Here is a 26,947-nt window from a genome sequence, read left to right as displayed (position 1 = left end):
CCGTCGCGAACGTCGAGGAGCACCCGTGGATCACGCATTGTCGTTGCAGCACTTCGTAGCGGGACGGTGGGTTCCCGGCGACGGACCGGTCGCGCGGAGTGTCGACCCGGCGGATCCCGCGCAGGTCGTGGCCGAGTACCGGACGGCCGGTCCGGAACTGCTCGACGAAGCGGTGCGCGCGGCGGTGGCGGCGCAGCCGGAGTGGGATCGTCAGGGCACCATCGCGCGCGGTCTCGTGCTGCGGCGGGCCGCGGAACTGCTGGCCCAGCGCGCCGAGTCGGTGGCCGCGCTGATGACCCGCGAACAGGGCAAGACGCTCGCGGAGTCGCGCGGCGAGGTGGCCGCCTCGGTCGAGACGCTGCACTACCACGCGGGCCGCGCGCGCAGTGCCGACGGCGTGCTCTACCCGTCCGGCAACCCGGACGAGGTCGTCCGGACCGTGCGCCGTCCGCTGGGTGTCGTCGGCGTGATCACGCCGTGGAACTTCCCGGTGCAGATCCCGGCGTGGAAGCTGGCGCCCGCGCTGCTCTGGGGCAACGCGGTGGTGTGGAAGCCGGCCAGCGACACGGTCGCGCTGGCGGTCGCGTTCGCCGAGATCCTGATCGAGGCCGGAGTGCCAAGCGGCGTGCTCAACCTGCTGCTCGCGCCCGGTTCGCTCGGCGCGGAGCTGGTGGAGCGGCCGGAACTGTCCGGCGTCACCTTCACCGGCTCGGTTCCGGTCGGCCGCGCGATCCAGGCCGCGGTGGTGCCGCGCGGGGCGAAGGTGCAGCTGGAACTCGGCGGGCACAGCGCGGCGATCGTCCTGCCCGACGCCGACCCGGCGCAGGCCGCGGCGGCGCTGGTCACCGCGTCGATGAGCGGGACCGGGCAGAAGTGCACCGCGGCCCGGCGGATCATCGCGGTCGGCGACGCCTATGACCGGCTGGTCGCCGAGCTGTCCGCCCGGGTCAAGGGGCTCGTGGTCGGGCCGGGGACGACGCCGGGGGTCGAGATCGGACCGCTGGTGTCCGCCCGCGCCGCGCAAGAGGTCGAGGGCGCGATCCAGCAGGCGGTCGACGAAGGCGCGACGGTGCTGGCTCGCGCGGATTGCCCGGAGGGCGGGGCGTTCGTCGCGCCGACGCTGCTGGCCGGGACGCCCGAGCTGACGATCAGTCAGGAGGAGGTGTTCGGCCCGGTCGCCACCGTGCTGCGGGCCGCCGACCTGGACGAGGCGATCCGGCTGGCCAACGGGACCCGGTTCGGGCTCACCGCGGCGGTGTTCACCGACGACGAGCGTGCGGTCCGCCGATGCCTGCGCGATCTGGACGCGGGCATCGTGAAGGTCAACGCGCCGAACACCGGGTCCGAGGTGCACGCTCCGTTCGGCGGGCTCAAGGACTCGTCGTTCCCCGCGCCCCGTGAGCAGAACGGCGAATCCGCCGCGGAGTTCTTCACCTGGACCAAAACCGCGTACCTGCGGACTTCTCAGGAACAATCGTGACCCGGCCCGCCGACACCGCGCTCGCGCCAGCGGAACTGGGCGCGGCCCGCTATACCCGGCACAGCTTCGCGCGGTCGTTCCTCCGCCAGGCGGCCCGGGAGCGCTGGACTGTCTCCACCGTCCGGTGGGAGTTCGACGGCAAGGGGCACGGAGAAGCCGTCTACCGGATCGACGCCGATGGCACGCTACTGCACTTCGCGGTGTTTTCCACTGTGCTGCAAGAGAACGAGCGCACTGACCGGGTGATCGCGAAGCGCTGGGACGTCACCGCTGCGCTGGTGGAGGGCCCGGTTCCGGACGACCGGCTGGCCGAGTTGCGTCGTGAGGTGCCTCGTCAGGAAGCGGGCCGGGCCGACGCCGCGACGCTGGTGTGGACGAGGGCCAACCGCAGCGAGCGATTCTTCGACTACGTGGTCGCGCAGCTGGCAGCCGGGGAACAGCCGGATTGCGCCACGATGGGCGACGCGTGCTACATCCTGCGCAGCACCGCCTTCTACAGCAACGGAAAGTTCGGCCTCGCCGACTTCGACCGGCTCGCCGAAATACCGCCGCTGCGGGTGCCGTACCGGGCGCAGATGCTGGCCGCGTGGCTGCTGCGCGAGTTCAGCTACGACCTGGCCGAACACTGCGCCGCCCGCCGAAACCCAGCGGCGGCAACGCTTTCCGGCGGCTGGCGGCGATACCTCGGGCTGGGCAACGCGACCGGGCTCGGCATGGTCCCGTTCGTGGTGAACCATCCGAGCATCCTCGACGCCTGGTGCTCGGCGCGGGAACTGCCGCTGGCCCATGCCCTCGACGCCGAGGCCGACGCCGGTTCGGTGCGGCGGGTGAGCGAACTGCTCGACCGCGCCCGCCGGTACTTCCGCGAACGCGACACCCTGACGACCGCGCCGTACCTGACCGGCCCCGAACTGGCTGACCGGCTGGACGGAATCGCCCGGATCCTGGCCGAATTCCCGGCAGGAGGCTTCCGGTGGCGGGACCTCGACGACCGGGTCGCGGAGTTCGGCGCCGAGGCACGGGCGGTGCTGCACACCGTCCTCGTCGAACTGGACGACTCGCTCGACATGGCGGTCGAGGAGCTGCTGACCTGCGACCAGCGCCGTCGAGTCGAGGTCGCCCAGACCTGCGGGGAGCTGCGCGACCTGCTGGCCGACCGATACGCCTGGACCCGGGACTTCGACTTCACCGACCCGAACCAACAGGCGAGGTTCTGGTTTTCCGCGGAGGACAACGAAGAACCGCGCCGGGGCAGGCGCGGGCAGGACCCCGGCGAATCGATGGAGCATCCGATCGACATCGCCCGCGCCGTGCACGCCCTACGGCACGACCTGGCCGGAGCCGACGCGGGCCAGTCGGTGGCGGAGTTTCTGCTGGAATTCCCTTGGCATCGCGGCATTGTCGCGCGGGTGCAGTCCGTCGCCGGGCTTCGCTACGGCGAGGTCCGCGCGAATCTGCTCGCCGACGATTTCCTGCCGCTGCACCTGCAGCGATTCCAGCTCGCCCTTTACGGCATGGAGAACTACAGCCCGCAGTCGACCGACTGGTTGCGCGTCACGTTGTTTTCGGGCGCGCCCCGTGCCGGTGACGTCGAGTCCGGAGTGGACGACGACTGGCTGTTCACCCGCAAGCCCGGAAAGGAGTCCTGAGTGGACCCCCTGGAGCACGGCGACCTCACTGTCGTCGACGGACTGCAGATCAACAACTGGGACCGGAAAGTCCTGGAGGAGCTGAAAGCGGGCGGCGTCACCGGCGTCAACGCGACGTGCGCGGTCTGGGAAGGCCCGCAGGAAACGCTGCGCGCGGTGGCGGACTGGTACGAACTCGCGCGGGACAACTCTGATTTGGTTGTGCTCGCGGAAAACGCCGACGACATCCGCGCGGCGAAACGCGACGGTCGGCTGGCGGTGCTGCTCGGTTTCCAGAACACCTCGCCGTTCGGCGACGATTACCGGATGGTCGAGGTGTTCCACCGGCTCGGTGTCCGCATCGCGCAGTTGACCTACAACATCCAGAACCTCGTCGGCGGCGCCTGCTACGACGAGCACGATTCCGGGCTGACCGCCTACGGCCGGTTCATCGTCGCGGAGATGAACCGCGTCGGGATGCTGGTCGATCTTTCGCATGTCGGGAACCGCACCTGCCGCGACGCGATCGACGCCTCGGCCGGTCCGGTGGCGATCACGCACGCGAACCCACTGTCGTTTGTGGACTCTCCGCGCAACAAGCCGGACGACGTCATCGACGCCCTCGCCGCGCGCGGCGGAGTGCTCGGCTGTTGCTTGTACCCCAACGTGATCGGCGGCGAGAAGACGACCCGGCGGCAGTTCTGCGACATGGTCGCGGGGCTGGTGGACCGGATCGGACCGGACCACGTCGCGCTGGGCAGCGACTGCACGCGCAACTGGTCGCAGGACTACGTCGCGTGGCTGCGCAACGGCCGCTGGCGGCCCGCGTCCGCGGTGCCGGTCGAGCCGCAGTGGCCGGTGTGGCCGAGCTGGTTCGGCGGACCGGCGGACTTCCCGGTGCTCACCGAGGGTCTGCTGGAAGCCGGACTTCCGGAAACCGTGGTGGCGCAGGTGCTGGGCGGCAACTGGCTCCGGCTGTTCGACACGGTGTTCCCGGGAGCGGAGCAATGACCGCGGCCAGGGCCGAGCGCGTGTCGGCCGCCGAAACCGTGCGGACCCGGGTGTCCGTGCGGGAGATCCACGAGGTGGCGCTGCGTGCGTTGCGGGCTTCGGGGCTCAGCAGCGGCGAGGCGGAATACCTGGCCGAGGTCGTGACGTCCGCCGAGGTCCATGCGGGTGCCGGGCTCGATGCCCTGCTGACCGAGACGGCACGGGTTCCGGCCGGACGCGTCGGTCTGCGGCTGGAGCACTGCGACGGGTATGCCGTGGCGCATGACCCGGCTTCCCGCGGTCCGCTGCAGGCGTTCGTGCCCGCGTGCGAGACGGCCGCGGTCGTGGGCACGTTGGTGGTGCCGGGGATCGCGGGAAGTCCGGTGCTGGATTGGGCGGCGTTGGATATCGCCGAACGAGCTGGGCGGGTACTGTCCCTTTCGGACGGTGGCGAACGCACCGTCGTCACCCCGGATGGTGACCTATTAAGGCTTCCCGCTGCCGCTGAGCCGCGTCCGCCGGTCGCGGGATTGGTGATCCGGCCGTTGTCTGAAGTTCCTGTTGGCGAAGTGATTTCCACTGCGGCGGAACGGAAACAACGACATCGCGAAGCGGTCGCGAATGGTGTGGCCGTTGATACTCCACTGTGGACTCACGTGTATTCGATCGCGCGCGGGTTCCTGATTCCGGACCACCGGGAGGGTCGATGACCGCGTCGCGCGAGCTGGTTGCGCACCCGCACGGACCGCGGCCGTATGCCGGTGCCGCTGTTTTCGGCGGAGTGATCTGGGCGTGCGGGCAGATTCCGGCACGGCGGGACGGCAGCGTCCCGGAGGAGATCGGTGAGCAGGTGCGGGTGGCCCTCGACAACCTCGAGGACACCTTGCGGGCCGCGGGAGGGAGCCTGCGCACGCTGCTCAAACTGACGGTGTTCCTCGCCGATCTCGGCGAGTTCGACGCCTACCACCAGGCTTACCTCGACCGTTTCGCCGGCATCGACCTGCCGCCGCGGACCACGGTCCAGGTCGCCGGATTCCGGGGGACGAAACGCATCGAGATCGACGCCGTGGCGGCGGTCGGCAGCGAGGAGACCAACCGACATGAAGACTGACCGCGCTTCGGACAATGTTGTCCGGGCGACCCTGGATTCGGCCCGGCTCAACGGGTTTCACCGCAAACTGGCGCTGTATTCGTCCGGCGGGCCGTTCCTGGACGGCTACATCCTCAGCATCATCGGCATCGCGCTGGTGCAGATCGGCCCGCAGTGGCAGATGGACGCGCTGTGGTCCGGCCTGATCGGCGCGTCCGCGCTGGTCGGCGTGTTCATCGGGGGAGCGGTGTTCGGCCCGCTCACCGACCGCATCGGCCGGAAACTGATGTACACGATCGACCTGATCGCGATCATCGTCTGCTCGGTGCTGCAGTTCTTCGTCGCCGACACCGCTCAGTTGTTCGTGCTGCGGCTGCTGATCGGCATCGCGGTGGGCGCGGACTATCCGATCGCCACCGCGCTGGTCACCGAATTCGCGCCGAAAGCGTGGCGGGCCCGGCTGGTCGGCGGCCTGAACGCGATGTGGTTCGTCGGCGCGACGGTCGCCGCGTTCGTCGGGTTCTTCCTGCTGAACGTGGACGAGGGCTGGAAATGGATGCTGCTGTCGTCGGCGGTGCCCGCGCTGCTGATCGTGATTGCCCGCACCAGCATTCCGGAATCGCCGCGCTGGCTGCACAGCAAGGGCCGCGACGCTGAAGCGCTCGAGGTGCTGCGTACGACGATCGGCGAGCACGCGACACTGGACGATCTGCCGGAACCGGAGACCAAAACCCCGTTCTCGGCGTTGTGGCGGAGTGGCTATCTCAAGCGCGTCGTGTTCATTTCGGTGTTCTGGACGTGCACGGTCGTCCCGCTGTTCGCGATCTACGCCTTCGGCCCGCAGATTCTCGAACTGTTCAACCTCGGCGACGGCAACCTTTCGCACCTCGGCTACGGCTTGATCAATTTCTTCTTCTTCGTCGGCAATATCGCGGCGCTGCTGCTGGTGGACCGGCTCGGCCGTCGCCCGGTCCTGATCTGGGGCTTCGCGATTTCCGCCGCCGGCCTGTTCTACCTCGGCCTGCAACCGGGGGCCGCGCTGTGGCTGATCGCGCTGGCCTTCGCGGTGTACGCGGTGTTCAACGGCGGACCGTCCATTCTGGAATGGATCTACCCGAACGAACTGTTCCCGACCGACATCCGCGCGTCGGCGGTGGGCCTGTGCACCGGGATCAGCCGGATCGGCGCGGCGATCGGCACGTTCGCCACGCCGTGGTCGCTCACGAATCTCGGCCTGTCGGCGACGATGTACATCGCTGCTGGGATCGCGGCGCTGGGTGCGATCGTGAGCGTGTTCATGGCTCCGGAGACCAGGAACACCGATTTGAACGTGGCTTCCTCGCTCGGCTGAACGGAAACCGGGCCCGGTGCGTGCAGGCGCGCCGGGCCCGGTCGGCTCAGTTCTTGTTGGTGCCCGGGGTGAGCACCTTGTCGATGACGAAGACGGTCGCGTTCTTGGTCGGGATGTTCCCGCACAAGACCTTCGCCCCGTTGACTGTCAGGTTCTCGCCGGAACCCTCGATCTTCAGCGGCCCGCCCGCGGTGTTCAGCGAGGTGACGGTACCGGCCTGTTCGAGGCCCTTGGCGTCGTAACGCTTGCCGGACACGTGATACTGCAGGATCGGCGCGAGCTGGTCCGGGTTGTTCGCCAGCTCCTTGAACTTGGCCTCGCCGAGCGCGTTGAACGCCGGGTCGGCCGGCGCGAACACGGTGATGGCCTGCTGGCTGTTGAGCGTGTCGACCAGGTTGGTGGCCTTGACCGCCGCGACCAGCTTCGTGAGCAGCGGGTTCGTCGAGGCGGCGGACGCGACCGGCTGCGGGCCCATCGAGTCGAGCGAGCCTGGCGCGCTGCCCTGCGGAAGCTGGGAACAGGCGGGACCGAACACCTGGTCGTTGGTGGTGACGCCGGAACTGCTGCTGCTGCTGCTGGACATCGGTGCCGACGGCGTCTGCGCCGGGGCGCTGTTCGCGGCTTTGTTGTCCGTGCTGCTGCCGCCGCACGCGGTCAGGGCGAGAGCGGCGACGGCACCGATACCGGCGAGGCGAAGGGTTTTCACGGGAATTCTCCGTTCACAGTGGACTGTTCAGCGGGTATTCGGCGCCAGGACGGCACCGGATTGGTCAGGAAGCGATAAATGTGGTCGAGTGCCAGCCGGTCGCGCCGTCGGGCACGGTGCCAGCGCGAGCTTCGGTCTGCGTATATCCGGATTTGTCGGTCGCGCGCACGAACACCTGATGCGTGCCAGGTTTCACCGAAATCTGGGCCCACCACATCCGCCAGGTATTCGGATTCACCTCCGTGGATAGCGTCGTCGGCTGCCAGGATCCACCGTCCACTTTGATCTCGACCGCGGCGATCCCGGTGTGCTGTGCCCAGGCGACACCAGCGATCCGCATTGCACCGGACGGAACCGTCGCGAACCCTTGAGGCGTGTCGATCCGCGATTCGGTTTTGATCGGCGCTTGCTCGCCCCAGCCGCGCCGGAGCCAATACGCCTGCCGCGCTTTCCAGGTGGTGACCTCGATATCTACCACCCATTTGACCGCCGAGACGTAGCCGTAAAGGCCAGGAGTGACCAGCCGCGCGGGAAAACCGTGCTCCAGCGGCAGCGGTTCGCGATTCATTCCGAGCGCCAGCATCGCGCCGCGGGAGGGGTCCAGCGCGGCCGCGACCGGGGTGCCGGACGTCCAACCGTCCACACTGGAGCAGAACAACTGCTCAGCTCCCGGGCGTACTCCGGCTTCGGCCAGCAGATCGGCGAGATCGACGCCGATGAAGTTCGAAGTGGACACATAGTCGCCACCGACCTCATTGGACACACATGTCATCGTGACGGTGCGCTCGACCAGCGGCCGGTCGCGCAGATCGCGATAGCGGTACCGGACCTCCCGCTCGACCATTCCGTGGATCCGCAGGCTCCAGTCCTCGGCCCGCACCTGCGGAACGGACAACGCGGTGTCGACCCGGTAGAAGCTCCGGTTCGGCGTGAGGAACGGCGGGGTGCCCAGCTTGGCGAAATCCGCGTCGGCCGGGATCGGCGGGGCGGACACCGCGGGCACGAGCGTCCCGATCGCCGCCCGGGAAGCAGTCGCGTCTCGCGTGCCGCTGATCAACTGCCCGGCGCCGCCGAGGACTCCGGCTCCGACGACGGTCCCGACACTGCCGAGCAAGAACGACCGACGGGAAGAGTCCGTCGACTGCTGCCGCGCGGCGATCCGGTGCAGCAGCAGGAAAACCGCCACCCCGACGACGAGGCTGGCCAAGGGAGCCAGCAACGCGACCGCGGTCAGATCCGGTCGGGCGGCCACCGCGACCCCGCCGATCAGTCCAAACGCGACGATGATCGCCGCACCCGGCCAAGGCGATCGCCGCGACAGCACCCCGGCCGCGGCGGACACGAGCACCAAGACCACCGCCATGCCGCCGAGCAGGACCGCTTTGTCGTAGGCGCCGAACGTCCGCACCGCGAAGTCCTTCAGCGGGAGCGGGGTCAGATCGATCGCGCCGTTGCCGACCGCGAGGTACGGCGAGGCGTTGACGTTGCCGAACGACGCCGCCAGGTGCCCGGCAGCCAGCGCCGCGACCAGCGCGAGCACGCCGCAGAGCGCCGCCGGAAGGATCCTCAGACGGGAGGTCATGCCGGGCATTCGCGGCCGCTCCGGCGGCGGATGGGTCGGAGTTTTCACCCGTCCGGGTGACGTTCGCGCCGAAGTCCTGGACACCTTTTTCGCCGCATTTGTGTGATCTCGTGCGCATCCGGCCGTTCGTTCGGCTAGGTTCCCGTGCTGACTCCGAATGGAGCAGTGGATTCCGGAGAACGGGGATGCCGATGCGGCGAACGTTGATCACAGTGGCCTGCCTGGGGGTGCTGGCCGCGACGGCCGCGTGCGGCAGCACCGTCCCCCAGTTGCCCACCGACCACGACGGACCGGTCGGGCAGCAGCCGCCCGCCTCGTCCGCCCAGCCGGAGGCCGTGACCGCCGACCCGCCGCTGGCCTTCGACACCAGCAAGGGCGTGACCCTGCCCAAAACGGCGCTGCAGGCCAACATGGGCGGCTCCGTGACGTCCAAGTTCATGACGCTGCGCGACCGCACCGGCTACATCATCGCCCCCGAATCGCTGAGCGCGGTCGACGTGCTCACCGGCGGCGAGAAGTGGAACACCAAGATCGAGGGCCCGGCCGCGGACCCGAACGCGCACAAGGGCCCGTTCGTCGAGCAGAGCGGCCCGCGTCCGCCGCTCGTCACGGACAAACTGGCCGTCGGCGCCGTCCCGCTGCGGATGCCCGAGCAGGGCACCACGCCCGGCTACCTCGCCCTCGCCGTCATCGCGGTGAATCCCGAGACCGGGGCCAAGGTCTGGCAGACGAACACCAAGATCGCCGACGACCAGTACGGGATCAGCGGCACCCGTTCGGTCACGCACGTCGTCGCGGTCACCGACAAGGCCGTGGTCGCCAGCTTCGCGCAGTCGGAGGGCAACCTCACCGTCGGACTGGACCCGGCGACCGGGAAACAGCTGTGGGAGCGCAAGGACTACGACGCGGGCAGCCTGAACGGCGACGTCGTGGTCGGCGTCGACTCCAACGTGGCCGAGAACTCCTCGATGGTGCAGGCGACCGCCCTCGACGTCGCCACGGGCCAGCAGAAGTGGGTCGCCGCCGCCAAATCGAGCGCGGTCGAGATCCTGCAGGGCGACCCGGCGATGGTGGTCCTGAAAGCGAACGAATACAGCTCCGGCCACGCTTTCCTGAAATTCCTCGACCCGGCGACCGGCGCGGAGAAGTTCTCGGCGGAGGGCACCCGCAACCTGGGCCCCGACTCGTACGGCGACTGCCTGTACGACGAGCAGTCCGTGCTCGCCTGCACCGACTCCGGTGTGCTGACGGCGTACGACGCGAAGGCCGGGACCAAGCTGTGGAGCCTGCCGGACCAAGCCGCGAACCGCGTCCCGCCGGGCGGCCTGACCGTCGCCTGGCACGGCGCGCTGTACGGCTACACCAACGGAAAACAGCCGATCGTCCTCGACGCCAAGACCGGCAAGGACCTGTCCACCAGCGTCGGTTTCGTGCCGGACTGGGTCAGCAAGTACGCGGCGGCTGGTGTTGACAAGGAGGGGTCTCCGAAGGCTTATCCGGTCAAGAAGTAGCGGTCTCAGTCGCTCGCCAGGATCTGCTCCCGGAGGATGTCCGCGTGCCCGCAATGCTGCGCCAATTCCCGCAGAACGTGCAGGTAGACAAAGCGCAGCGGCAACGGCCCGCGGCGGTTTCCGGGCAGCACGTCGGTCAGCGAGAGCGATGCGGTTGCCTTGCGGGCGTCCTCGCACGCTTCGCGGTGGGCTCGCTGGATGGACTCGACGGTGTCGTCGTCGGTGAGGATGAACGACTCGTCCGGCGTCTCCGGGATCCCGATCTCGGCGCGCGAACGACCGGTGACGGCTTCGTCGAACCAGACCTTCTCCACGACCGTCGCGTGTTTGACCAGCCCGAGCAGCGTGGTCCGGGACGGCACGAGCGACCTGCGCGCCTGTTCTTCGGTGAGCCCGTCGAGGCACTGCCGCAACGCCTCGCGGTGCTCGTCGATGAACCATTCGAACTGGTCCTTGGCCGGGCTGCCGATCACTGATTCCATAGGCACCGGTCCAGCTTGCCGGATCGGCGAGCCGAGGTGAAGGAGCCGGGATGCCGTCGCTTGCCCTGTACTACCCGTGGACGCACGTCCAGCACGACGACTGGCTCAAGCTGGCCCTGCTGACCTGGGACAATCTCGCCCGGATGCGCCCGCCCGCGGCGGCGGACCGGGACAGCGACCTCGTCCGGCAGTTGCGCGCCGAGACCGATTTCCTCGTCGAGACCGCGCCGAGCCCCGCGGTGCTGGAGTCGGTCGCGGAGTCGTTCGGCGAGATTTTCGACGCCGATCCCGAGTCTCTGCTGGCCAAGTACGGACTGAACGAGCCGAGGGCGCGCCGGTTGCGAAACGGTGAGCTGAGGCAGGCGGGATGGCGCGGGTACGAGCCGCCGATCACCCAGCACGTGGCGAAATGGACGCCGCCCGGTGCGCTGCTGACCGCGGTCCCAGTCGACGCTCCGGGCGCGAAAATGACCAGCGACCTGCGGGATTCGCTCGTCAACATCGGCCTCGCGGTGCCGATGGACGGCCCGTGGGTCGGCCTCGACCCCAAGCTGGCCTCGATCTACCTCGCGGTGCTGGCCGACGCGATGGGCCACCGCGAAGCGCTCTCGCCGGTCACCGACGACCCGCGCATGCACCACGCGACCGGCGCGCTGGACCGGCTGGTGTCGATGGTGTTCGACGATTACGTTTCGGTGCCGGCGGTGGAAAACGTCGAGAGCGCCTATCTGCAGCTGGCGCTGGAGACGGTGCTCGAACCGTCCTATGTGGACCGCGTGCCGATCGGAAAGCTCATTGGGTTCCGGGAAAAGCACCGCGCCGAGCTTGCCGCGTTCCAGGCGCACGTGGCGAGCCTCGCGCCGGAACTGCGCGCCGTCGCCGAAGCAGAAAACCTGGAGGTTGCGGCGGCGCATCTGCGGGCGCAGTACGAGACCAAGACGCGCCCGCAGTTGGAGGACCTGCGCAAGGCGCTGCGCGGAATCGGGGTGGAGGCGACTGCGGGCACGTTGGTGCAGAAGATCGATCTGAACGCCGCGGCGGGCACGGTCCTCGGCGGCATCGCCGCGGCGGGCGGACAACTGGCGGTGGCGGGGACGGCGATCGCGGTGACGCTCGCGCCCTATCTGGCGGGGAAGGTGAAGGCACGGCGGGAGCAGGTGGCGAAGTCGCCGGTGGCGTATTTGCTGGCGGCGGACCGGAAACTGAGCGGACGCACGCTGCTGCAACGACCTCGCTAAGGCGCGGCGGGTCACGTTGATCTGCTCCCGCCAGCTCCGCATGAGCCATCCGATCAGCGAATGCGCGGTGCAGGCCAGGTTTTCCCGGAGTCGAGCCGAGCCAGCGCGGCCTCGACGGTGGCGACCTCCGCGAACCGGCCCTGCGCGCGGAACAGGTCGAGCGCGAGCTGCCAGACGGTGCGCGCCTTGCCGTGGTCGCCCATCTCGCGGTGGGTGTGGCCGAGGTGCTCGAGGGTGTCGGCTTCCAGGTAGGTGTTGCCGGTTTCGCGGTAGCTGGCCAGCGCTTCGCGGTAGTGCCGCACCGCGTCGGCGTGCTGGCCGGTGTGGTGCTCGATGAGGCCGAGGCTGTCGAGCACGTCGGCGACCGCCGGATGGTTCTCCTTCCGGTACAGCTCCAGCGCGCGCTCGCAATGGGGCCGGGCCTCGTCGTGCCGTCCGAGCAAGGTCAGATGCCAGCCGACGCCGTTGCGCGCCTGCGCTTCCCACACCGGATTGCCCAGCGGCAGGAACAGCTCCAGCGACCGTTCGGCGTGCCGGAGCGCGGAGCGCTGGTCGCCGTGCAAACCCCAGGACTGCGCCAGATCGTGCTCGATGATCGCCCGTACGCGGAGGTCGCGGAGGTCGACCAGCTCCAGTGCCTTGGAGAGGTGCTTGAGCGCGTTGTCGTGCTGAGCGGTGCGTGCGTTGACGAGCCCGTAGCGCCGGTGGGCGAGCACGCGGGTTTCCGGCTCGCCGAGCGCGTCGGCGGCGTGGACCGCGGCGGCCCAGACGGCCAGGTCTTCGTGGAGGAAACCGCGCCGGTAGTGGTAGGCGGTGAACGCCCAGGCGATCTGCCAGACCGGACGGTGCCAGCTTTGCGCGGCGGCGGTTCGCTGGGCGTCGAGGAGACAGTCGTGGTCCGCGTCGAACCAGGCGAGGGCTTCGTCGGAATCCGTGAGCTGGTGGGGGTAGGGATGGTCGTGTCCGGTGTCGATGCCGTGCGGGGGAATGCCGTGCGGATGCAGGACGCGGTTTCCGGCCAGCGCGGTGCCGGTGTAGTAGCCGATGACGCGACGCAGCGCCGCGGTGCGCTCCTCGGCGGGGAGACTGAGGTGGGTCTTCGCGAAAAGCCGGACCAGGTCGTGCATCCGGTAGCGGCCGGGCGCGTCCTGTTCGACGAGCGAAACCCGTTCCAGCGCACGGAGAATCGCCGCGATCGCGTTCGGGGCGAGCCCGGTGAGGTTGGCGGCCGCGCGGACGCTGATGTCCGGTCCGGGCGCGAGACCGAGCAGCTCGAAGACCTCGGCGTGCTGCGGCGGGAGAGCGCGCAGGGACCACGACAGGACCGCCGCGACACTGGCGTCGCCGTCGTCGAGTGCGCTCACGTCGGTGAGTTCGGCGGCCAGCGCGGCTAACGGGAAGTCGGGGTGTTCGGCGGCGCGGGCGGCGAGGATTCCGAGCGCCAGCGGCGAACCCGCGCAGCGCGTGACAAGCTGTTCGGCGGCGTCGGGGTCAGCGGCGAGGGCATCTGGGCCGAGCCGGGCGGTCAAGACGGTGCGGGCTTGCGGCGCGGGCAGCGGCCGGACCGCGAGCGGCGTCGCGCCGTGCGTGGTGGTCAGGCTGGTCATGCGGTTGCGGCTGGTGACGACGACGGCGCAGCCCGGATCGCCCGGCAGCAGCGGCGTGACCTGGGCGCTGTCGCGGGCGTTGTCGAGCACGACGAGGACGCGTTTCCCGGCGAGAAGGGTGCGGTAGAGCGCGGTCCGGGCGTCGGGATCGGCGGGGATCGAAGCACCGGTGACACCGAGTGCGTGCAGGAAGCCCCGCAGCGCGACGTCGGACGGGGTCGGGTCCCCGTCCGGGCTGAATCCGCGCAGGTCGACGTAAAGCCGGCCGTCCGGGAACGCGGTCGCCTGCCGGTGCGCCCAGTGCAGCGCGAGGGCGGTTTTGCCCATTCCGCCGCCGCCGTGCAGGACGGTGATGGGGACCGTGGCGTGCCGCTCGGCGAGGGTGTCGAGGTGGCGGATTTCGTCGTCGCGGCCGGTGAATCGGGGTGGCGAGGGCGGCAACTGCTGGGGGACCGGCGCGGCCATCACCCGCGGTGCCGCGGGCGGCGAGGCTTGCGCGGCGAGAATGTCCTCGTGCACCGCGCGCAGCTGCGGCGACGGGTCGGCGCCGAGTTCGTCGCGCAGTGTCGTGCGGGTTTGCCGGTAGCGGGCGAGGGCTTCGTCCGTGCGGCCGCTGTGGTGCAAGGCGCGCATCAACGCGGCGGCGATCCGTTCGTCCAACGGGTATTCGTCCGCGCGCCGGGACAGGAGCCCGAGGACGTCGCCGTGCCGGCCGCGGCGCAGCTGCCGATCGGCGTAGTCGAGTTCCGCGGCGGTGCGCTGACGGCTGAGCGAATGCCGGACGATATCGGCCCACGCAGATTCGAGCCCGAGCAACGCGTCGCCCTGCCACAGCTCAAGGGCACGCTGATACAGCCGCGCCGCCTCGCCGTCGTCAGCGGTGGCGCGGGCCTTGGCGACCAGGTTCGTGAACTGGTTCAGGTCGAGCGCGTCCGGATCCGGCAACGGGATGACGTACCCGCCGGAGCGGCGTTCGATGGCCCCGCCGTGCGGCTGCAGCACCCGGCGGAGGCGGGCGATGTAGGTCTGCAGCGCGTTCGCGACCCGCGACGGCGGATGCTCGCCCCACACCCGGGTCACCAGCTGGTCGGCGGGCACGACACGGCCGGCGTCGAGCAGCAGCGCGGCCAGCACGAGCCGCTGCCGCGCGTGCCCGGCCGCCAGCACCTCGCCGTCCGCGCTCGCGCCGACCTCCCCCAGCACCCGGAACTCCAACGCCATTGCCTGAGCCTCCCCGGTCCACCACCGAAAGAGGCTAAGGCATTGCCGGGCGGGCATGAATCGGAATTAAGTCGGAGCGCTCGGTAGTCCCGCGTCGTAGTTCCGCCGCCGAGCGTCCCGGGTGTTCGGGCCCATCGCCTTCGAGCCGGTCAGGCGAGGGCCGTCAGGCCGGACGGGATTTCTCCCTGCACGATCCGGCCGGCCAGTTCGCTGAGCTTCACCCGCCGCGCGCGGGCGTGCGAGCGCAGCCGTTCGAAGGCCTCGTCCACGTGGATGTCCAGGTGCGCGGAGAGAATCCCCTTGGCCTGTTCGATCACGACGCGCGAGGTCAGCGCGGTCTGCAACTGCTCGATGATCTCGTTTGTGGTGCGCAGCGCCTGGCGTTGCGACAGCCTGGCCCCGGCGGCGTCGGCGAGGACTTGGGTCAGCCGCAGGTCCTGCGCGGCCGGCACCACCGGGTTCCCGCTGAACAACGTCACCGCGCCCACGGTGTGCTCGCCCGCTCGCAGCGGCACGGCGGCGACGCGCGCGATGCCTGCCCGGAGCGCCTGGGCGGCGAACCAGGGCCAGCGCTGCGGCACCGCTGCCCGAAGCGTGACCGGAGGCAGGACGGCGCCGCTGCGGATGCAGTCCACCGCGGGACCCTCGCCGAGTTCGAATTGGCTTCGTGCCAACGGAAGGAACGCCGGGTCGGAGGTGGTGAGGCAGTCCGCTTTCCCGGCTTCGTCGAGGACCGCGACCCCCGCGGCGCGCAGGCCGAGCAGGGCGGCCAGGCCGGTCGTGAGGTCGTGGACCAGGTCCGGGACTTCCTGGTCGTGCGCGGCCAGCCGGAGCACCGTCTCGGCGACCAGCATTTCGCGTTCGGTAGCGGGCATGGTTCCCCTCCGGGCAGGCGGGAACCGTGCGGGCGCAGGGAATCCTCGCGAGGCGTGTACGCGGCGGTCTGCCGCATACGTTCAGTGAAGCCCGGATTCGCAGGGCGCGGCCATGCCGATAACGCAGCACTCGGCAACGGGTATGCAGAAAACGCAGCGAGCCCGCTCAGGGCCCGCGCTGGACGAGGGTTTCGTGCGGGGAACAGCCATAGGCGGCGCGGTAGGCGGCGGCGAACCGGCCGAGCTGGAAGAACCCCCACCGCGCGGCAACGGCGGTGACCGTGACGGCGCTCCCGGGGTCGGCGGCCACCAGGTCGGCGTGCGCGTGCGAGAGCCGGACCCGGCGCAGGTAACCCATCGGAGTGGTGTCCAGATGCCGCCGGAAGGCGACCTGCACCGTGCGGACGCTGACATGGATGGCCGCGGCGATGTCGGCCACGGAAAGGTCTTCGTGGGCGTGCTCGTCGATGTAGGCGATCGCGCGGCGCAGGGTGCCCGAATGCGCGTCGTGGCGGTCCTCGCCGGTGGGATCGGTCGTCGCGGTGTTCGGGAACGCGGTCAGCACGCTCGCGGCCAGCAGCTGCGTGGCGGCGGAGACGAGCAGCGGCTGCTGGCTCAGCTCCGGATCGGCGCAGACGCCGTCGCGCAGATAGGCGATGGTGCGCCGCAAGTGCTGGGCGGCCGCGGGCGAAACGGGCCGGTCGCCGGTCAGCCGCACCGGATCGGGCCTGCGGCCGGGAAGCCCGGCGGCCACCCGGGTCAGCAGCTGCGGGTCGAACATGACGAGGTTGTAGCCGGAACGGCGGATGACCCCGGCATAAGGCCGGTCGTGCGGGGCGTAGACGAATACGTCGCCGGGCCCGAAATACCCTTCCTCGCCGTCCGGGAAATACTGCCGGACGATCGAGCCGGAATGCACGTTGCCGAGGCAGATCTTGCCGAGCGTCTGCGCGTCGTGGCTCATGTCGTAACCGAACTCGAGATCGTCCACGCTGACGGTTCCGAGGACATTGCGGGAGACGTGCGCCCGGGGCTGCTCGACGTCGCCGCCGATCTGCATCCTGGTGTAGGCCCTGCTGAGGAACTCCTCGGTGAGTTCCAGGTCTTCGCTGTCGAAATCGAGTTCCTTCATCACGATTCCCGCCGTTCACCGGCGTCCGGGCACCGGCGCGCTGCCCTCCGGGCAGGGAATCGCGGGACAATGGCCGTCCCGTCGGCAGCGCGTCGAATGCGAAAACGCCTCACTGTCGCCGGTCTGCCGGATCCTGCCTTCCGCTCTGCCAGCGCTTCCGCAACGGTACTCCTCGCCGGAGAGGTCCGGGAGTCCACGTTTTCCCGGCACCGCGCGAAATAGCCGAGAAAACGATTTCTATTCCGTACGGACGTTCATTTTCCGCGGTCACTTGACCGCCGCGGTCGCTCCCACCACCGCCCCGTAGAGCACGAACACGTTGACCGCCGCGATAAACGACGGCTGAAGCCACCGGACCAACGGCGAGGTTTGCTGAGCCAGCGGAGTGCCCTGAGCGTCGAGCGCCGGATCGCCCGGCCGTGACGCCAGCAGCGAGACCAGTCCGAACAGCGCGCAGAGGGTGAACGGGAACCACTGGCCGTGCAACGGATTCCAGAGCCGTTGCGCGCCGCCCCAGGCCGCCGAGATGGCACCGGTCATGGCGGCGAAATTGGTGAGCGATTGGACGGTGACGAAGTCGCTGACGCTCTTAGTGCCCGCCGGCGCCGAATCGCCGAGATTGCCGCTCGTCGGTTCCGTCGTCGGGGTGGTGGTGGCGAAGGCTTTGGCAATGGACATGAGACACCTCGCTGTGACTCGGGTTCTCCGAAGTCGCAGCGAGGCGTGTGCCCGTTACGTCCTGCTGGTCACCGTGATCCGGTGGCCTCCAGCCGTGCGGTGATCGGTTTCAGTGCGGCGATCAGTTCGTCGAGTTCAGTGGCCGAGAGCGCGTCGTACGGTGCGGCGGCGAGTTCGTCGGTGAGGGTTTCGATGTGTTGCTTGAGTTCGCGGCCCGCGTCGGTGAACCGGCCCTCGGCATCGACGAGTCCGCGTTCGCGCAGGCCGTTCATGACCGCGGCCAGCCTTTTCTTCGGCAAATGATGGACGCGTCCGAATGACTCCGGCGGGTGGATGTCCATGTCCAGCGCGGACAGGATGTGCGCCTCCGTCCCGCCGATGCGCGCGCCGACGAGAGCGGCGATGTGCCCGTCGCCCCGGTGCTCGCGCAGCATGGTCGCCGAATGCCACAGCCGCGCGACCGGGTCGCTCGGCACCGGCAGCGAACGCATTCCCGCGTACATCACCCGACCGGCGGTGGGCGCGCTCGTCGCGGCCTTGGTGGTGAGGTCGGCGGCGCGCACCAGGCCGGGGGAGCCGGCCAGTTCGTCGCCGAGGATCCGCCGCAACGAAGCCGCGCTGCCTCGCTCCCGCGCGGCGACGGAGGCTTCCGGCGGGATCGTCTCCCACGCGCTCGGGATGTGCCGCGCGACCTCGCCGTCGGCGAAGCTGTAGAAGGCCGCGTCCACGACCTCCGCCGGCACCCGGCCCAACGGTGCGGCGCGGCTGGCGAAGTAGCCGTCCCAATAGGTGCGGTGACCGAGTGCGGACAGCTCCGCATTGCACTCGTCAGCGAAGAACGTGACGAGGCAAATCGGTTCCAGAAGCTCGAACATGCGCCGGGCAGTGCTGGTCATGGGCTGCATCATGCCAGCGGTTACGCGTCGTGGAGCACGATATCGGCGACTTGCTCGCCAAGGTCGACCGTCGCCGTCGACCCGGCCGTGCGGCCCGCGTTCGGAGCGCGGAGCACGACCTCGGCCCGGTACCGCCCACGCTGGGTCATGACGTTGAGGGCTTGGGTCGGCTGATCGAGGCTGACGGTCACCTCGTCCTCGCCGGCGAACCGGAGCTGATCGCCGCGCTTGAGGTCCTTCGGCACGCCGTTGACGGTCAGCCGGAGCGGCCCGAGAGCGGTGAAAAGCCGGTCAATCCCCGGGAAAGCGGAGAACGGCGCGTCTTCGAGAAGGTCGGCGACGCTGATCCGCCAGCACGTTTCGCCGGATGGGTCGGTCTCGGTGGCGAGTTCCCGGGTAGTGCCCGCTCCGTTGCGCCAGGGGGCCGGGGTGACTTCGGACGGGACGAGCAGGTCGCTCGGTCTGCTCACTGCCGGGAAAAGCGTGCGGACCGCGTCCGGGAATCCGGCCACCGCGTCCGGTCCGGACAGCGCCAGATTGAACAGAAACCCCGGCAGGAGCGACAAAATCACCTGAGCGAGCGCGTCCGCGTCCGGCCGCTCGCCGACCAGGGCGGCGATCTCGCCGCTCATCTCGACCGTCGCGGCGGTGAGCCGGCTGGCCAGGTCCGGGTTGCGCTGGGCCTCCGCCCAGACCTGCACCGCCATGCCCGCCAGCTGCCGGTCGCGGTGCAGGCCGAGCACCGCCTCCAGCAGTTCCGCCATCACCTCCCCGACCCCGCTGCCGCCAGTGCCGCGGGCGAGCACGGCGCGCAGGACCCCGGCGACGTCGTCGAGGTTCTGCGCGGCGACCGCGACGATCATGTCCTCCTTCTTCGGGAAGTACCGGTAAACCGCGCCAGCGGACTTGCCCGCCTCGGCGAAGACGTCCTGCATCGACGTGCGGTGGAAGCCGTCGCGCAGGAAACAGCGGCGCGCGGCCGCCAGGATTTCCCCTCGCTGGTCGTCCTTGTACTGCTGGCTCACCCTCGGCATGACCCGCTCCCTCGCCTTGACACGTGCTGGACCGGAGCATAGCGTGAAAGAAAAGCGGATGTCCGTCCTCTTTTATGCCTCAGAACGGAGCAGCGCCATGCCGATGGCCCCCGTCCCGGACGTCGTCCTGACCCCGGTCGCGTCCTTCCCGGAGAAGTACTTCCCGGAGAACCTCGCCGTCCGCGCCGACGGTTCGGTGCTGGTCACCGTCCTCCTGCAGCAGGAGCTGTGGCTCGTGCCGGAACCGCAGCACCCGGTTCTCGTGCACCGCTTCGACCACCCGGTGACCGGGATCGTCGAAGTCCTCCCGGACGTCTTCCTGATCAGCCTGACCGAGGGATACACCACGCACGAATCGCATCTGGTGCGGCTCGACCTCAACGGCTGGACCCCAGGCGAACCGGTTTCCCCAGAGGTCGTCTTCACCTTCGACGACCGAGTGCGCGCCCTCAACGGCAGCTGCCTGCTCGGCCCCTCGACGCTCGCGGTCGCGGATTGCTTCGCCGGGCTGATCTGGCGTGTCGACCTCGACGCCGACGCTCGCAGCGCGCAGGCTCGGGTCTGGCTGGCCCACGACACCATGGCCGACGACCCGGACGCGGAGGTCGCCCCGCCGCGGCAGCCAGGCGTCAACGGCGTCCGGTACAGCGCGCGGACCGGATACCTCTACTACACCTCGACCGCGCAGAAAGTCTTCATGCGAGTGCCGGTCGACCCGGTCACGCTCGACCCGTCGGGCGGCGCGGAATTCGTCGCCGCGATCGACAACGCGGACGACTTCGCCGTTGACGAGGACGCCGGATTCGCTTACGTCACCAGGCATCGCGCCAACACGCTCGACCGGGTGCCGCTCGCCCCACGGCACGGCAGCGAAGTCCGGCACGTCGCGGGGGAGCCGTTCGACGAACGCCTGATCGGACCGTCCAGCGCGGCCTGGGCCCCGGGCGAGGAAGGCCGAGTCCTCTACCTGACCACCGACGGCGGAACGACCGCGCCGCCCGACGGGATCTTCCGCAACGCCATGCTGCTGCGGGCCGAACTGCGGTCGTGATCAGCGCACGGGCACACGCACCGTCGGCGGGATCTGCTGCTGCGAGCAGGGTTCCGCCGGGACGGCCATCGGGCACATTTGCGCCGCGCTGGCGGTCGTGGCGGAAGCGGCCAAAGCTGCGCCGGTCGCGAACGTCACGATTCGGTGGGACATAGGTCGATCGCGCACGCCGCCGAGATCAAATCCGACGGCCTTCTCCCTCAGCGCTTTCGCGCGACCCCGGCCAGCATCGCCGCCTCGCTGGGATCCGCGAAGTCGACGACTGGCGTGTTGGGCCCGCCTTCCTCGGGATGCCAGGCCGCCGTCCACGTGACGCCCGGGTCCAGCAGTTCGAAGTCGCCGAACAACGCGCGGATCTCCGCGTTCGAGCGCAGCACGTGTTTGCTGACATTCGTGTCGTACAGCTCGATCACCGTGTGCAACTGGCGGGCGAGATCCTCCGGCAATCCGTCGTGGGTGATCTGCGACAGCACCAGATACGAGCCCGAAGGCAGCATTTCCCGGTACCGCGCAATGGCTTCGGGCCCGAGATCGCGCCCGTCCGGGCCGGGCTGCTGGATGTGCAGCACCGCCGTGACCAGCAGGGCCAGCGGTTGGCCGAGGTCGACGACGCCGGTGTCCGCGACCGACTGCCAGAGTTCGTCGGGCTCGCGGAGGTCGCCGTGGATCACCGCGTGGCGCGTGGGATCGCCGTGCCGCTCCAGCAAAATCCGCGAATGCGCGACCGCGACGGGCTCGCGATCGATATAGACGACACGGGAATCCGGCGCGACCTCGTCGGCGATCTGGTGCACGTTGCCCATCGTCGGAACGCCGGACCCGATGTCGACGAACTGGCGCACGCCGCGCCGTACCAGATGCCGTACCGCGCGGTGCAGAAAGGCGCGATTGGCCCGTGCGCAGTACATCCCGGCCGGAAACGCCGCCAGGACCATCTTGCCGAACTCCCGGTCGATGGCCCAGTTGGCCGTGCCGCCGAGATACCAGTCGTAAACCCGCGCCACACTGGGGCGATCGAGGTCCACGCCCGGAATGGGCTCTTCGGGTCCCTGTGTCACGCCGCCTCCCCCGCAGTCGTGACTAATGGTATCCAATCCGGCCGGACTCGCCGGACGGGCAGCGCGCTACCGGATCTCGCTGGAGTCGAACGCGGCCGCCCGGACAGTGCGATCAGGCCCCGGCGCCAATGGACGCGGTCAGCCCGGTGACAGTGACGCGGGCACCGGTGCGATCGGTCGTGTCGAGGGAAAGCACGGAAACGGTGTGTTTGAGGGCGTCGGCGACCGCACGGAGAACGGCGTCGCCGGCGAGGTGGCCGTACCGGTCGTTGACCCCCTTGAAATGGTCGAGGTCAAGCAGGAGCACGCCGACGGTGCCGTCCATCCGGCCGACCGGGTCCGATCGAACACCAGCACCGACACCGCGACGCGCGCGAACTGGTCCTCAGCCGTGGAAATCGCGTACCCGGCGAACAATGCCCGGAACTCGCCGCGCGCGAAAACCGCGGCAAATGAATGCTCCGATCGGCCCATGCGACAGCCTGCCGTGTCCGCCGTGGTACGCACCGTACTCGGATAGTGTTCTGGACAACAGGGTTTCTGCTTGCGGGGTGCTCCGTGTTTCCGTGAATGGGCACCAGAATCGCCGGACCTCGGTGCCTCGGCATCATCCGGTGATCGGTTTCGAGTAAGCTGCCGTTCAGAATCTTCCTGGGGGAGCGATGACTGACGAAATCGAAGCTGCGCGGCGCAATGCCGTCCGGTTTCCGGGTATCAGCCCGAGAGCCTACGAACATCCGGTAGACCGCGGCGCGCTCGCCACCCTGCGCTCGGTGCCCGGGTTCGCTCAGGTGATCAGCGCGGTTTCCGGTTTTTACAACGAACGCGGCGAACGGCTGATGGCGCTGGCGTCCTCGATTCGCGTCGGGCCGCGCCAATACCCGGAACTCGACCGGCTCCGCCACGAATGCGCCGAGACGCTGGATCTGCCCGCCGTGCCGAACCTGTTCGTCTACCAGGATCCGCGCCTGCAGGCGGCCGCGCTCGGCATGGACGAGCCGTTCCTGCGGATCAGCACCGCGCTCGTCGATCAGATGAGCCACGAATCGCTGCGGTTCGTCATCGGGCACGAGATGGGGCACGTGCTGTCCGGGCACGCGGTCTACCGCACGATCATGGTGCGCCTGATCAATCTCCAGCTGTCGATGTCCTGGACCCCGGTCAGCGCGCTCGGCATCCGGGCGATCATCGCGGCGCTGAGCGAGTGGTACCGCAAGGCCGAGCTGTCGTGCGACCGCGCGGGCCTGCTGTGCGGCCAGGACCCGGCCGAGGCGCTGCGCGCGCAGATCCAGATCGCCGGCGGGCTCGACCCGTCCCGTATCGACATCCCGTCGTTTCTCCAGCAGGGCGCGGAATACGAGTCGGTCGAAGACATCCGGGACAGCCTGCTGAAGCTGAAATACGTCGAGACCGAAACGCACCCGTTCGCCGTGGTCCGGGCGACGCAGCTGCAAAAATGGGCCGCGTCCGAGGACTACCGCGCGATTCTGGCCGGCGATTACCTCCGCCGCGCCGACGACGCCCCGGCAGCGGACTGGAAAGACGACCTGAAGTCCGCGGCGAAGTCGTACAAGGACTCTTGGACCGCCTCCGCCGACCCGCTCACGAAGGTCTTCACCGAAGTCGGCGAGACGGTGGCCGGCGCCGCGAGCAAGGTCTGGACCAAGTTCGGCGGTGCCGGCTGACCGCGCTCAGTCCTGGAAATACCCCTCGAACAAGATCTCGCTGATCTTGGTCGTGGTCTCCTTGCCGGTCTCGTATCCGTTCTGGACGACCATGGTGTTGTTCATCAGCGCGAGCGTGTACCGCTGGTGCGGCCCGACGAAACCGACCGAGTTCATGATCCAGGACCCGTCGTCGTTGTCGTCGGACCAGCCGTCCTTGTTGCCCGGCCGCGCGGCGGCGCCCGCACCCCAGACGCCCCACTGCTGGTTGACGTCGACGTTGCGCATCTCGCGAACGAGGTAGTCGCGGTGCTGCTCGGGCAGCCGCGTCAGCACGTAGTTGACCAGCCGGTCGAGGTCGTTCGCGGTGGTCAGGATCCAGCCCCAGTGGTGCGGATGCTGGTCGGTGAACCGCATGTCGGTCATGCCGTAGGACGGGAACCGCTTGGCGAACTCGGCTTCCCCGCCGTACCGGGTCCACAGCGTGTGCGCGGCGGCGTCGTCGCTGGAGTTGAGCATCCGGTGCATCAGCTCCCGATCCTCGGCGCTCAGCTGGATCGCGCCAGAGTCGTTGCGCAGCAACAGATCCACGACCATGGCGAGCTTCGGCGTGGAACAGGCCCAGATCAGCGTCCCGGCGGCCTTGCTCCGGTAGACGGCGCCAGTCCACCGGTCCCGCAGCACAATCCCAGTGACGCCCGGCCTGCTGTCGGCGTAAGCCTGGGCACGCCCGATGCGCGCCTGGAGTTCCCGATCGAAGCGCCCGGACGCGCTGGCGGGCGCGGCGGAGGTCAGCGTGAGTACGGCCATTGTCGCGGCCAGTGCTACGGAAAGTCTTCTCTTCACTTTGTCCCCCAATGTGGTTGTTCTGTTCTCGGGGCGTTCGTGCGTGCCGAAGGTTGCCATCAGACTCCTGTGGCGGCGGTCACATCGGCGGCGGCCGACCTGGCTCGCGAAGTAAGGATTGCCTAACTCCACCCCATGAGCTACCGTCCAAGTCCTCAGAGGACATGAGGAGTTGAGATGGCAGAGCTGACGCTCGCAGAGCTGGCGGACGCGGTGCGGACCCGCGAGGTGTCCCCGGTCGAACTCGCCGGCGAGTACCTGGCCCGGATCGATCGCGGCAACGAAAAAGTGGGCGCCTACCTCACGGTCGACCACGAGGGCGCGCTCGAAGCAGCCCGCGAGGCGGAGGCACTGGTCATGTCCGGCACGCGAGACTTGCCCGCGCTGTGCGGGGTGCCGGTCTCGGTGAAGGACACCTGGCCGGTCAAGGGCCTGCGGTACACAGCAGGCTCGAAGGTCTTCGCCGACCGGGTCGCCGAGGTCGACGCGGCGGTGGTCACGCAGTTGCGGCGCGCGGGCATGGTGGTGCTCGGCAAAACCAACGCGGCCGAGTTCGGCTGCTCCTCCTACACCGAGACGGCGTTCGGCCCGGCCCGCAATCCGCACGACCGCACCCGCACCGCGGGCGGGTCCAGCGGCGGGGCCGCCGCCTCGGTCGCGGCGGGATTGGCCCCGGTGGCGCACGGCAGCGACGGCGGCGGCTCGGTGCGGATTCCGGCCGCGTGCTGCGGGTTGGTGGGGATCAAGCCGACCCGGGGCCGGGTGAGTCCGGTGCCTGGCGCGGACTCCGCCGGGCTGGCCACCGCCGGTCCGATCGCGCGCACGGTCGCGGATGCCGCACTGCTGCTGGACGTCATGAGCACCGCGCGCCCCGGCGACGTCCACCAGCTGCCGCCAACCCCGGCCGGGCACTTCCTGAACAGCGCCAGCCGTGACCCCGGCCGGTTGCGGATCGGCGTGCTCCGTGGACCGCGGACCGAGGACCCGCAGTGCCGGCAAGCGTGCGACGACACCGCCGAGCTGCTCGCGGACCTGGGGCACGACGTGGAGGAGGCCGCGCCGTCCGGCCCCGACGACTATCGCGCGGAGTTCACCGTCGTGTGGTCGGTGCTCGCCGGCTCGGTCCCGGTCCCCGACGAGCGGGAGCAGGACTTACTGCCGCTGACCCGATGGCTGCGCGAGAAAGCCCGCGGCTACGACGCGCTGACGTTCATGTCCGCGCTGGCGTCGATGCAGGCCACCGCGAGGCGGATCGCCGACCGCTACGACCGGTTCGACGTCGTCCTCAGCTCCACCACGGCCACGCTGCCGCCGCTGGTCGGCGGCCTCGTCGACGCCGATCCCGCGCGGACCTTCGAGAACATGCTGGAGTTCCACCCGCTCACCCCGCTGGCCAACATCACCGGCCAGCCGTCGATGACCATCCCAGCACACCAGGACGGGCTCCCTGTCGGTGTGCTGCTCACCGGCCGCTACGGCGCTGAGGCAACCGTCATTTCCGTTGCGGCACAACTGGAGCGAGCACAGCGATGAGAAAGGCTCAACTGGGTTTCCTGACCGGAACCCACGTCGTCAACGACCTGTACCAGGGCGCGGTCCCAGCATTGCTGCCGTTCCTCATGAGCGAGCGCCACTACAGCTACGCGGCGGTGTCCGGGATCGCTTTGGCCGCCACGGGGTTGTCCAGCGTGGTGCAGCCGGTTTTCGGGATGATCGTGGACCGGTCCCACCGCAACTGGCTGGCTCCCCTGGGTTTCCTCGTGGCCGCCGGCGGAATCGCCGCCGCGGGCTTCGCGAACAGCTACCTGCTCACGTGGATCTGCGTCGCCGTGGCGGGAATCGGCGTGGCCGCCTACCATCCGCCCGCCACCAACCAGGCCCGCGCGGCCGGCGGCAGGTCGCAGCAGGCGATGAGCCTGTTCTCGGTCGGCGGCACGCTGGGCAGCTCGCTCGCCCCCGCACTAGTCACCGCGGTCGTCGGCTCGCTCGGACTCTCGGGGACGTACCTGCTGGCAGTCCCGGCCGTGGTGATGGCGTTGCTGTGGCTGCTCAATCGCCGGCACGCCCCTGCTCCGGCCAGCAGCGGCAGCGCGGCCAAAGAGTCCACAGTAGACATCCCGGACGACTGGCGCGCCTTCGGCAGACTGGTCGCGGCGACTGTCGGCTGGTCAATCCCTTATGTGACAGTGAGTTCGCTGCTGTCGTTGTACGCGATTCGCGAGCTGCACGCCTCGACCGCGGCCGCCGCGGTCACGCTGACCTCGTTCACGCTCGCTGGCGCCGCGGGCACCCTGCTCGGCGGCTGGCTCGGCGACCGGATGGGCCGCCTGATGCCGATCCGGACCGGGTATCTGCTGGGCATCCCGGCGCTGGCGGGGATCGTGCTCAGCCCGAACCATCTCGTCCTGGAACTCAGTGCCGTGCTGTTCGGGCTGGCCATGTTCCTGCCGTTCGCGAACCAGGTGACGCTCGCCCAGGACTACCTGCCCACGCGTCCCGGCACCGCCAGCGGGCTGACCCTCGGCCTGGCGATGTCGGTCGGCGGGCTGAGTTCGCCGCTGTTCGGCTGGCTGGCCGACACCGAAGGCCTGCGGTTCACGCTCGGCGCGGTGCTCGTGGTGTTCGGGGTGGCCGTGCTGTTCGGCACCCGGCTGCGCGACCGCGTCCTGCCCGTTCAGCCATGCGAAAACTCATCTGAGGAGCTGGTGACCTGATACATTGCCCGGGTGATCGAGAGGAACGCGATATGACGGTCCGGCCGGTCCACCGAACCTCGCTGGTCGACGCGGCGACGGCGGAGCTGCGCCGGTTGATCGGCGAGGGGAGT

Annotated in this window: 24 protein-coding genes; 12 read left to right on the top strand and 12 right to left on the bottom strand. The window is 69.4% G+C overall.

The window, feature by feature from the left end:
• Positions 1-25 precede the first annotated feature (25 nt).
• From RPX00_RS47095 to RPX00_RS47070, 6 genes are read left to right on the top strand one after another with little or no spacing between them, the layout of a single operon-like run.
• Positions 26-1,480 carry an aldehyde dehydrogenase family protein gene (locus RPX00_RS47095; protein WP_406635896.1) on the top strand — a complete coding sequence of 485 codons (1,455 nt, stop codon included), beginning with the start codon at positions 26-28 and terminating at the stop codon, positions 1,478-1,480.
• Positions 1,477-3,129, top strand: a complete 1,653-nt coding sequence (locus tag RPX00_RS47090) for a hypothetical protein (RefSeq protein WP_406635894.1) — start codon at positions 1,477-1,479, stop codon at positions 3,127-3,129. Before RPX00_RS47095 ends, RPX00_RS47090 begins: the two co-directional genes overlap by 4 nt.
• A complete protein-coding gene (locus RPX00_RS47085) occupies positions 3,130-4,119 on the top strand; it encodes a membrane dipeptidase (RefSeq protein WP_406635892.1) in 990 nt (329 codons plus the stop codon).
• The gene (locus RPX00_RS47080; protein WP_406635890.1) at positions 4,116-4,808 is read left to right on the top strand and encodes a hypothetical protein; all 693 of its coding nucleotides are present in this window, start codon (positions 4,116-4,118) and stop codon (positions 4,806-4,808) included. Before RPX00_RS47085 ends, RPX00_RS47080 begins: the two co-directional genes overlap by 4 nt.
• A complete protein-coding gene (locus tag RPX00_RS47075) occupies positions 4,805-5,209 on the top strand; it encodes a RidA family protein (protein WP_406635888.1) in 405 nt (134 codons plus the stop codon). The genes RPX00_RS47080 and RPX00_RS47075 overlap by 4 nt, the downstream gene beginning before the upstream one ends.
• Positions 5,199-6,539, top strand: a complete 1,341-nt coding sequence (locus RPX00_RS47070) for an MFS transporter (RefSeq protein WP_406635886.1) — start codon at positions 5,199-5,201, stop codon at positions 6,537-6,539. The genes RPX00_RS47075 and RPX00_RS47070 overlap by 11 nt, the downstream gene beginning before the upstream one ends.
• A gap of 46 nt (positions 6,540-6,585) precedes the next feature.
• Here RPX00_RS47070 and RPX00_RS47065 read toward each other — a convergent pair whose 3' ends face one another.
• On the bottom strand, positions 6,586-7,245 hold the full coding sequence (locus tag RPX00_RS47065; protein WP_406635884.1) for a fasciclin domain-containing protein: 660 nt from the start codon (positions 7,243-7,245) through the stop codon (positions 6,586-6,588).
• 64 nt (positions 7,246-7,309) lie between these two features.
• Entirely contained in the window at positions 7,310-8,827 is a 1,518-nt protein-coding gene (locus RPX00_RS47060) for a molybdopterin-dependent oxidoreductase (protein ID WP_406635882.1), read from the bottom strand.
• Positions 8,828-9,018: 191 nt separating this feature from the next.
• Here RPX00_RS47060 and RPX00_RS47055 point away from each other — a divergent pair, with 191 nt between their 5' ends.
• Positions 9,019-10,338 carry a PQQ-binding-like beta-propeller repeat protein gene (locus RPX00_RS47055; RefSeq protein WP_406635880.1) on the top strand — a complete coding sequence of 440 codons (1,320 nt, stop codon included), beginning with the start codon at positions 9,019-9,021 and terminating at the stop codon, positions 10,336-10,338.
• 5 nt (positions 10,339-10,343) lie between these two features.
• Here the strand turns inward: RPX00_RS47055 and RPX00_RS47050 are convergent, their stop codons facing one another.
• Positions 10,344-10,820: a DinB family protein gene (locus RPX00_RS47050; RefSeq protein ID WP_406643332.1), complete on the bottom strand. Its 477-nt coding sequence runs from the start codon at positions 10,818-10,820 to the stop codon at positions 10,344-10,346.
• Between the two features lie 50 nt (positions 10,821-10,870).
• Between RPX00_RS47050 and RPX00_RS47045 the strand changes: the two genes are divergently transcribed.
• Positions 10,871-12,058: a DUF6236 family protein gene (locus RPX00_RS47045; RefSeq protein WP_406635878.1), complete on the top strand. Its 1,188-nt coding sequence runs from the start codon at positions 10,871-10,873 to the stop codon at positions 12,056-12,058.
• Positions 12,059-12,111: 53 nt separating this feature from the next.
• Here the strand turns inward: RPX00_RS47045 and RPX00_RS47040 are convergent, their stop codons facing one another.
• The 6 genes from RPX00_RS47040 to RPX00_RS47015 all read right to left on the bottom strand — a co-directional run bounded on the left by RPX00_RS47040 (position 12,112) and on the right by RPX00_RS47015 (position 19,501).
• The gene (locus RPX00_RS47040) at positions 12,112-14,886 is read right to left on the bottom strand and encodes a BTAD domain-containing putative transcriptional regulator (protein ID WP_406635876.1); all 2,775 of its coding nucleotides are present in this window, start codon (positions 14,884-14,886) and stop codon (positions 12,112-12,114) included.
• Between the two features lie 149 nt (positions 14,887-15,035).
• Entirely contained in the window at positions 15,036-15,761 is a 726-nt protein-coding gene (locus tag RPX00_RS47035) for a GAF and ANTAR domain-containing protein (protein ID WP_406635874.1), read from the bottom strand.
• A gap of 166 nt (positions 15,762-15,927) precedes the next feature.
• Complete coding sequence (locus RPX00_RS47030; RefSeq protein ID WP_406635872.1) at positions 15,928-16,893, bottom strand: AraC family transcriptional regulator; 966 nt, start codon at positions 16,891-16,893, stop codon at positions 15,928-15,930.
• Positions 16,894-17,160: 267 nt separating this feature from the next.
• The gene (locus RPX00_RS47025) at positions 17,161-17,571 is read right to left on the bottom strand and encodes a hypothetical protein (protein ID WP_406635870.1); all 411 of its coding nucleotides are present in this window, start codon (positions 17,569-17,571) and stop codon (positions 17,161-17,163) included.
• Between the two features lie 68 nt (positions 17,572-17,639).
• Complete coding sequence (locus RPX00_RS47020; RefSeq protein WP_406635868.1) at positions 17,640-18,467, bottom strand: SCO6745 family protein; 828 nt, start codon at positions 18,465-18,467, stop codon at positions 17,640-17,642.
• A gap of 20 nt (positions 18,468-18,487) precedes the next feature.
• On the bottom strand, positions 18,488-19,501 hold the full coding sequence (locus RPX00_RS47015) for a HutD family protein (RefSeq protein WP_406635866.1): 1,014 nt from the start codon (positions 19,499-19,501) through the stop codon (positions 18,488-18,490).
• A 97-nt stretch (positions 19,502-19,598) separates the two neighbouring features.
• Between RPX00_RS47015 and RPX00_RS47010 the strand changes: the two genes are divergently transcribed.
• Positions 19,599-20,552: a hypothetical protein gene (locus RPX00_RS47010; protein ID WP_406635864.1), complete on the top strand. Its 954-nt coding sequence runs from the start codon at positions 19,599-19,601 to the stop codon at positions 20,550-20,552.
• 200 nt (positions 20,553-20,752) lie between these two features.
• Here RPX00_RS47010 and RPX00_RS47005 read toward each other — a convergent pair whose 3' ends face one another.
• On the bottom strand, positions 20,753-21,610 hold the full coding sequence (locus tag RPX00_RS47005) for an SAM-dependent methyltransferase (RefSeq protein ID WP_406635862.1): 858 nt from the start codon (positions 21,608-21,610) through the stop codon (positions 20,753-20,755).
• A 112-nt stretch (positions 21,611-21,722) separates the two neighbouring features.
• On the bottom strand, positions 21,723-21,935 hold the full coding sequence (locus RPX00_RS47000) for a diguanylate cyclase (protein WP_406635860.1): 213 nt from the start codon (positions 21,933-21,935) through the stop codon (positions 21,723-21,725).
• 337 nt (positions 21,936-22,272) lie between these two features.
• On the opposite strand from RPX00_RS47000, the gene RPX00_RS46995 reads away from it, so the two are divergent.
• Positions 22,273-23,295 (top strand): M48 family metallopeptidase, encoded by a 1,023-nt coding sequence (locus tag RPX00_RS46995; protein ID WP_406635858.1) that lies wholly within the window; start codon positions 22,273-22,275, stop codon positions 23,293-23,295.
• 6 nt (positions 23,296-23,301) lie between these two features.
• Here RPX00_RS46995 and RPX00_RS46990 read toward each other — a convergent pair whose 3' ends face one another.
• Positions 23,302-24,084 (bottom strand): serine hydrolase, encoded by a 783-nt coding sequence (locus RPX00_RS46990; protein WP_406643330.1) that lies wholly within the window; start codon positions 24,082-24,084, stop codon positions 23,302-23,304.
• A 213-nt stretch (positions 24,085-24,297) separates the two neighbouring features.
• On the opposite strand from RPX00_RS46990, the gene RPX00_RS46985 reads away from it, so the two are divergent.
• Both RPX00_RS46985 and RPX00_RS46980 read left to right on the top strand, forming a co-directional pair.
• Positions 24,298-25,653: an amidase gene (locus RPX00_RS46985; RefSeq protein WP_406635856.1), complete on the top strand. Its 1,356-nt coding sequence runs from the start codon at positions 24,298-24,300 to the stop codon at positions 25,651-25,653.
• The gene (locus RPX00_RS46980) at positions 25,650-26,834 is read left to right on the top strand and encodes an MFS transporter (protein WP_406635854.1); all 1,185 of its coding nucleotides are present in this window, start codon (positions 25,650-25,652) and stop codon (positions 26,832-26,834) included. Before RPX00_RS46985 ends, RPX00_RS46980 begins: the two co-directional genes overlap by 4 nt.
• The last annotated feature ends 113 nt before the right edge of the window (positions 26,835-26,947 follow it).

Origin of the sequence: Amycolatopsis sp. WGS_07 (genome assembly GCF_045278895.1) — a bacterium.
In the GTDB taxonomy this organism is placed as follows: domain Bacteria; phylum Actinomycetota; class Actinomycetes; order Mycobacteriales; family Pseudonocardiaceae; genus Amycolatopsis.
Note: the sequence above shows the minus strand (reverse complement) of the source record. Positions and strands in the feature narration are given on the sequence as shown.

Bases quoted from the DNA above. Each gene is read 5' to 3' on its own strand.
- RPX00_RS47080 (WP_406635890.1), top strand. From the start codon at position 4,116: ATGACCGCGGCCAGGGCCGAGCGCGTGTCGGCCGCCGAAACCGTGCGG.
- RPX00_RS47075 (WP_406635888.1), top strand. From the start codon at position 4,805: ATGACCGCGTCGCGCGAGCTGGTTGCGCACCCGCACGGACCGCGGCCG.
- RPX00_RS47070 (WP_406635886.1), top strand. From the start codon at position 5,199: ATGAAGACTGACCGCGCTTCGGACAATGTTGTCCGGGCGACCCTGGAT.
- RPX00_RS47060 (WP_406635882.1), bottom strand. From the start codon at position 8,827: ATGACCTCCCGTCTGAGGATCCTTCCGGCGGCGCTCTGCGGCGTGCTC.
- RPX00_RS47055 (WP_406635880.1), top strand. From the start codon at position 9,019: ATGCGGCGAACGTTGATCACAGTGGCCTGCCTGGGGGTGCTGGCCGCG.
- RPX00_RS47050 (WP_406643332.1), bottom strand. From the start codon at position 10,820: ATGGAATCAGTGATCGGCAGCCCGGCCAAGGACCAGTTCGAATGGTTC.
- RPX00_RS47045 (WP_406635878.1), top strand. From the start codon at position 10,871: ATGCCGTCGCTTGCCCTGTACTACCCGTGGACGCACGTCCAGCACGAC.
- RPX00_RS47040 (WP_406635876.1), bottom strand. From the start codon at position 14,886: ATGGCGTTGGAGTTCCGGGTGCTGGGGGAGGTCGGCGCGAGCGCGGAC.
- RPX00_RS47035 (WP_406635874.1), bottom strand. From the start codon at position 15,761: ATGCCCGCTACCGAACGCGAAATGCTGGTCGCCGAGACGGTGCTCCGG.
- RPX00_RS47030 (WP_406635872.1), bottom strand. From the start codon at position 16,893: ATGAAGGAACTCGATTTCGACAGCGAAGACCTGGAACTCACCGAGGAG.
- RPX00_RS47025 (WP_406635870.1), bottom strand. From the start codon at position 17,571: ATGTCCATTGCCAAAGCCTTCGCCACCACCACCCCGACGACGGAACCG.
- RPX00_RS47020 (WP_406635868.1), bottom strand. From the start codon at position 18,467: ATGACCAGCACTGCCCGGCGCATGTTCGAGCTTCTGGAACCGATTTGC.
- RPX00_RS47015 (WP_406635866.1), bottom strand. From the start codon at position 19,501: ATGCCGAGGGTGAGCCAGCAGTACAAGGACGACCAGCGAGGGGAAATC.
- RPX00_RS47010 (WP_406635864.1), top strand. From the start codon at position 19,599: ATGCCGATGGCCCCCGTCCCGGACGTCGTCCTGACCCCGGTCGCGTCC.
- RPX00_RS47000 (WP_406635860.1), bottom strand. From the start codon at position 21,935: ATGGACGGCACCGTCGGCGTGCTCCTGCTTGACCTCGACCATTTCAAG.
- RPX00_RS46995 (WP_406635858.1), top strand. From the start codon at position 22,273: ATGACTGACGAAATCGAAGCTGCGCGGCGCAATGCCGTCCGGTTTCCG.
- RPX00_RS46990 (WP_406643330.1), bottom strand. From the start codon at position 24,084: ATGGCCGTACTCACGCTGACCTCCGCCGCGCCCGCCAGCGCGTCCGGG.
- RPX00_RS46985 (WP_406635856.1), top strand. From the start codon at position 24,298: ATGGCAGAGCTGACGCTCGCAGAGCTGGCGGACGCGGTGCGGACCCGC.
- RPX00_RS46980 (WP_406635854.1), top strand. From the start codon at position 25,650: ATGAGAAAGGCTCAACTGGGTTTCCTGACCGGAACCCACGTCGTCAAC.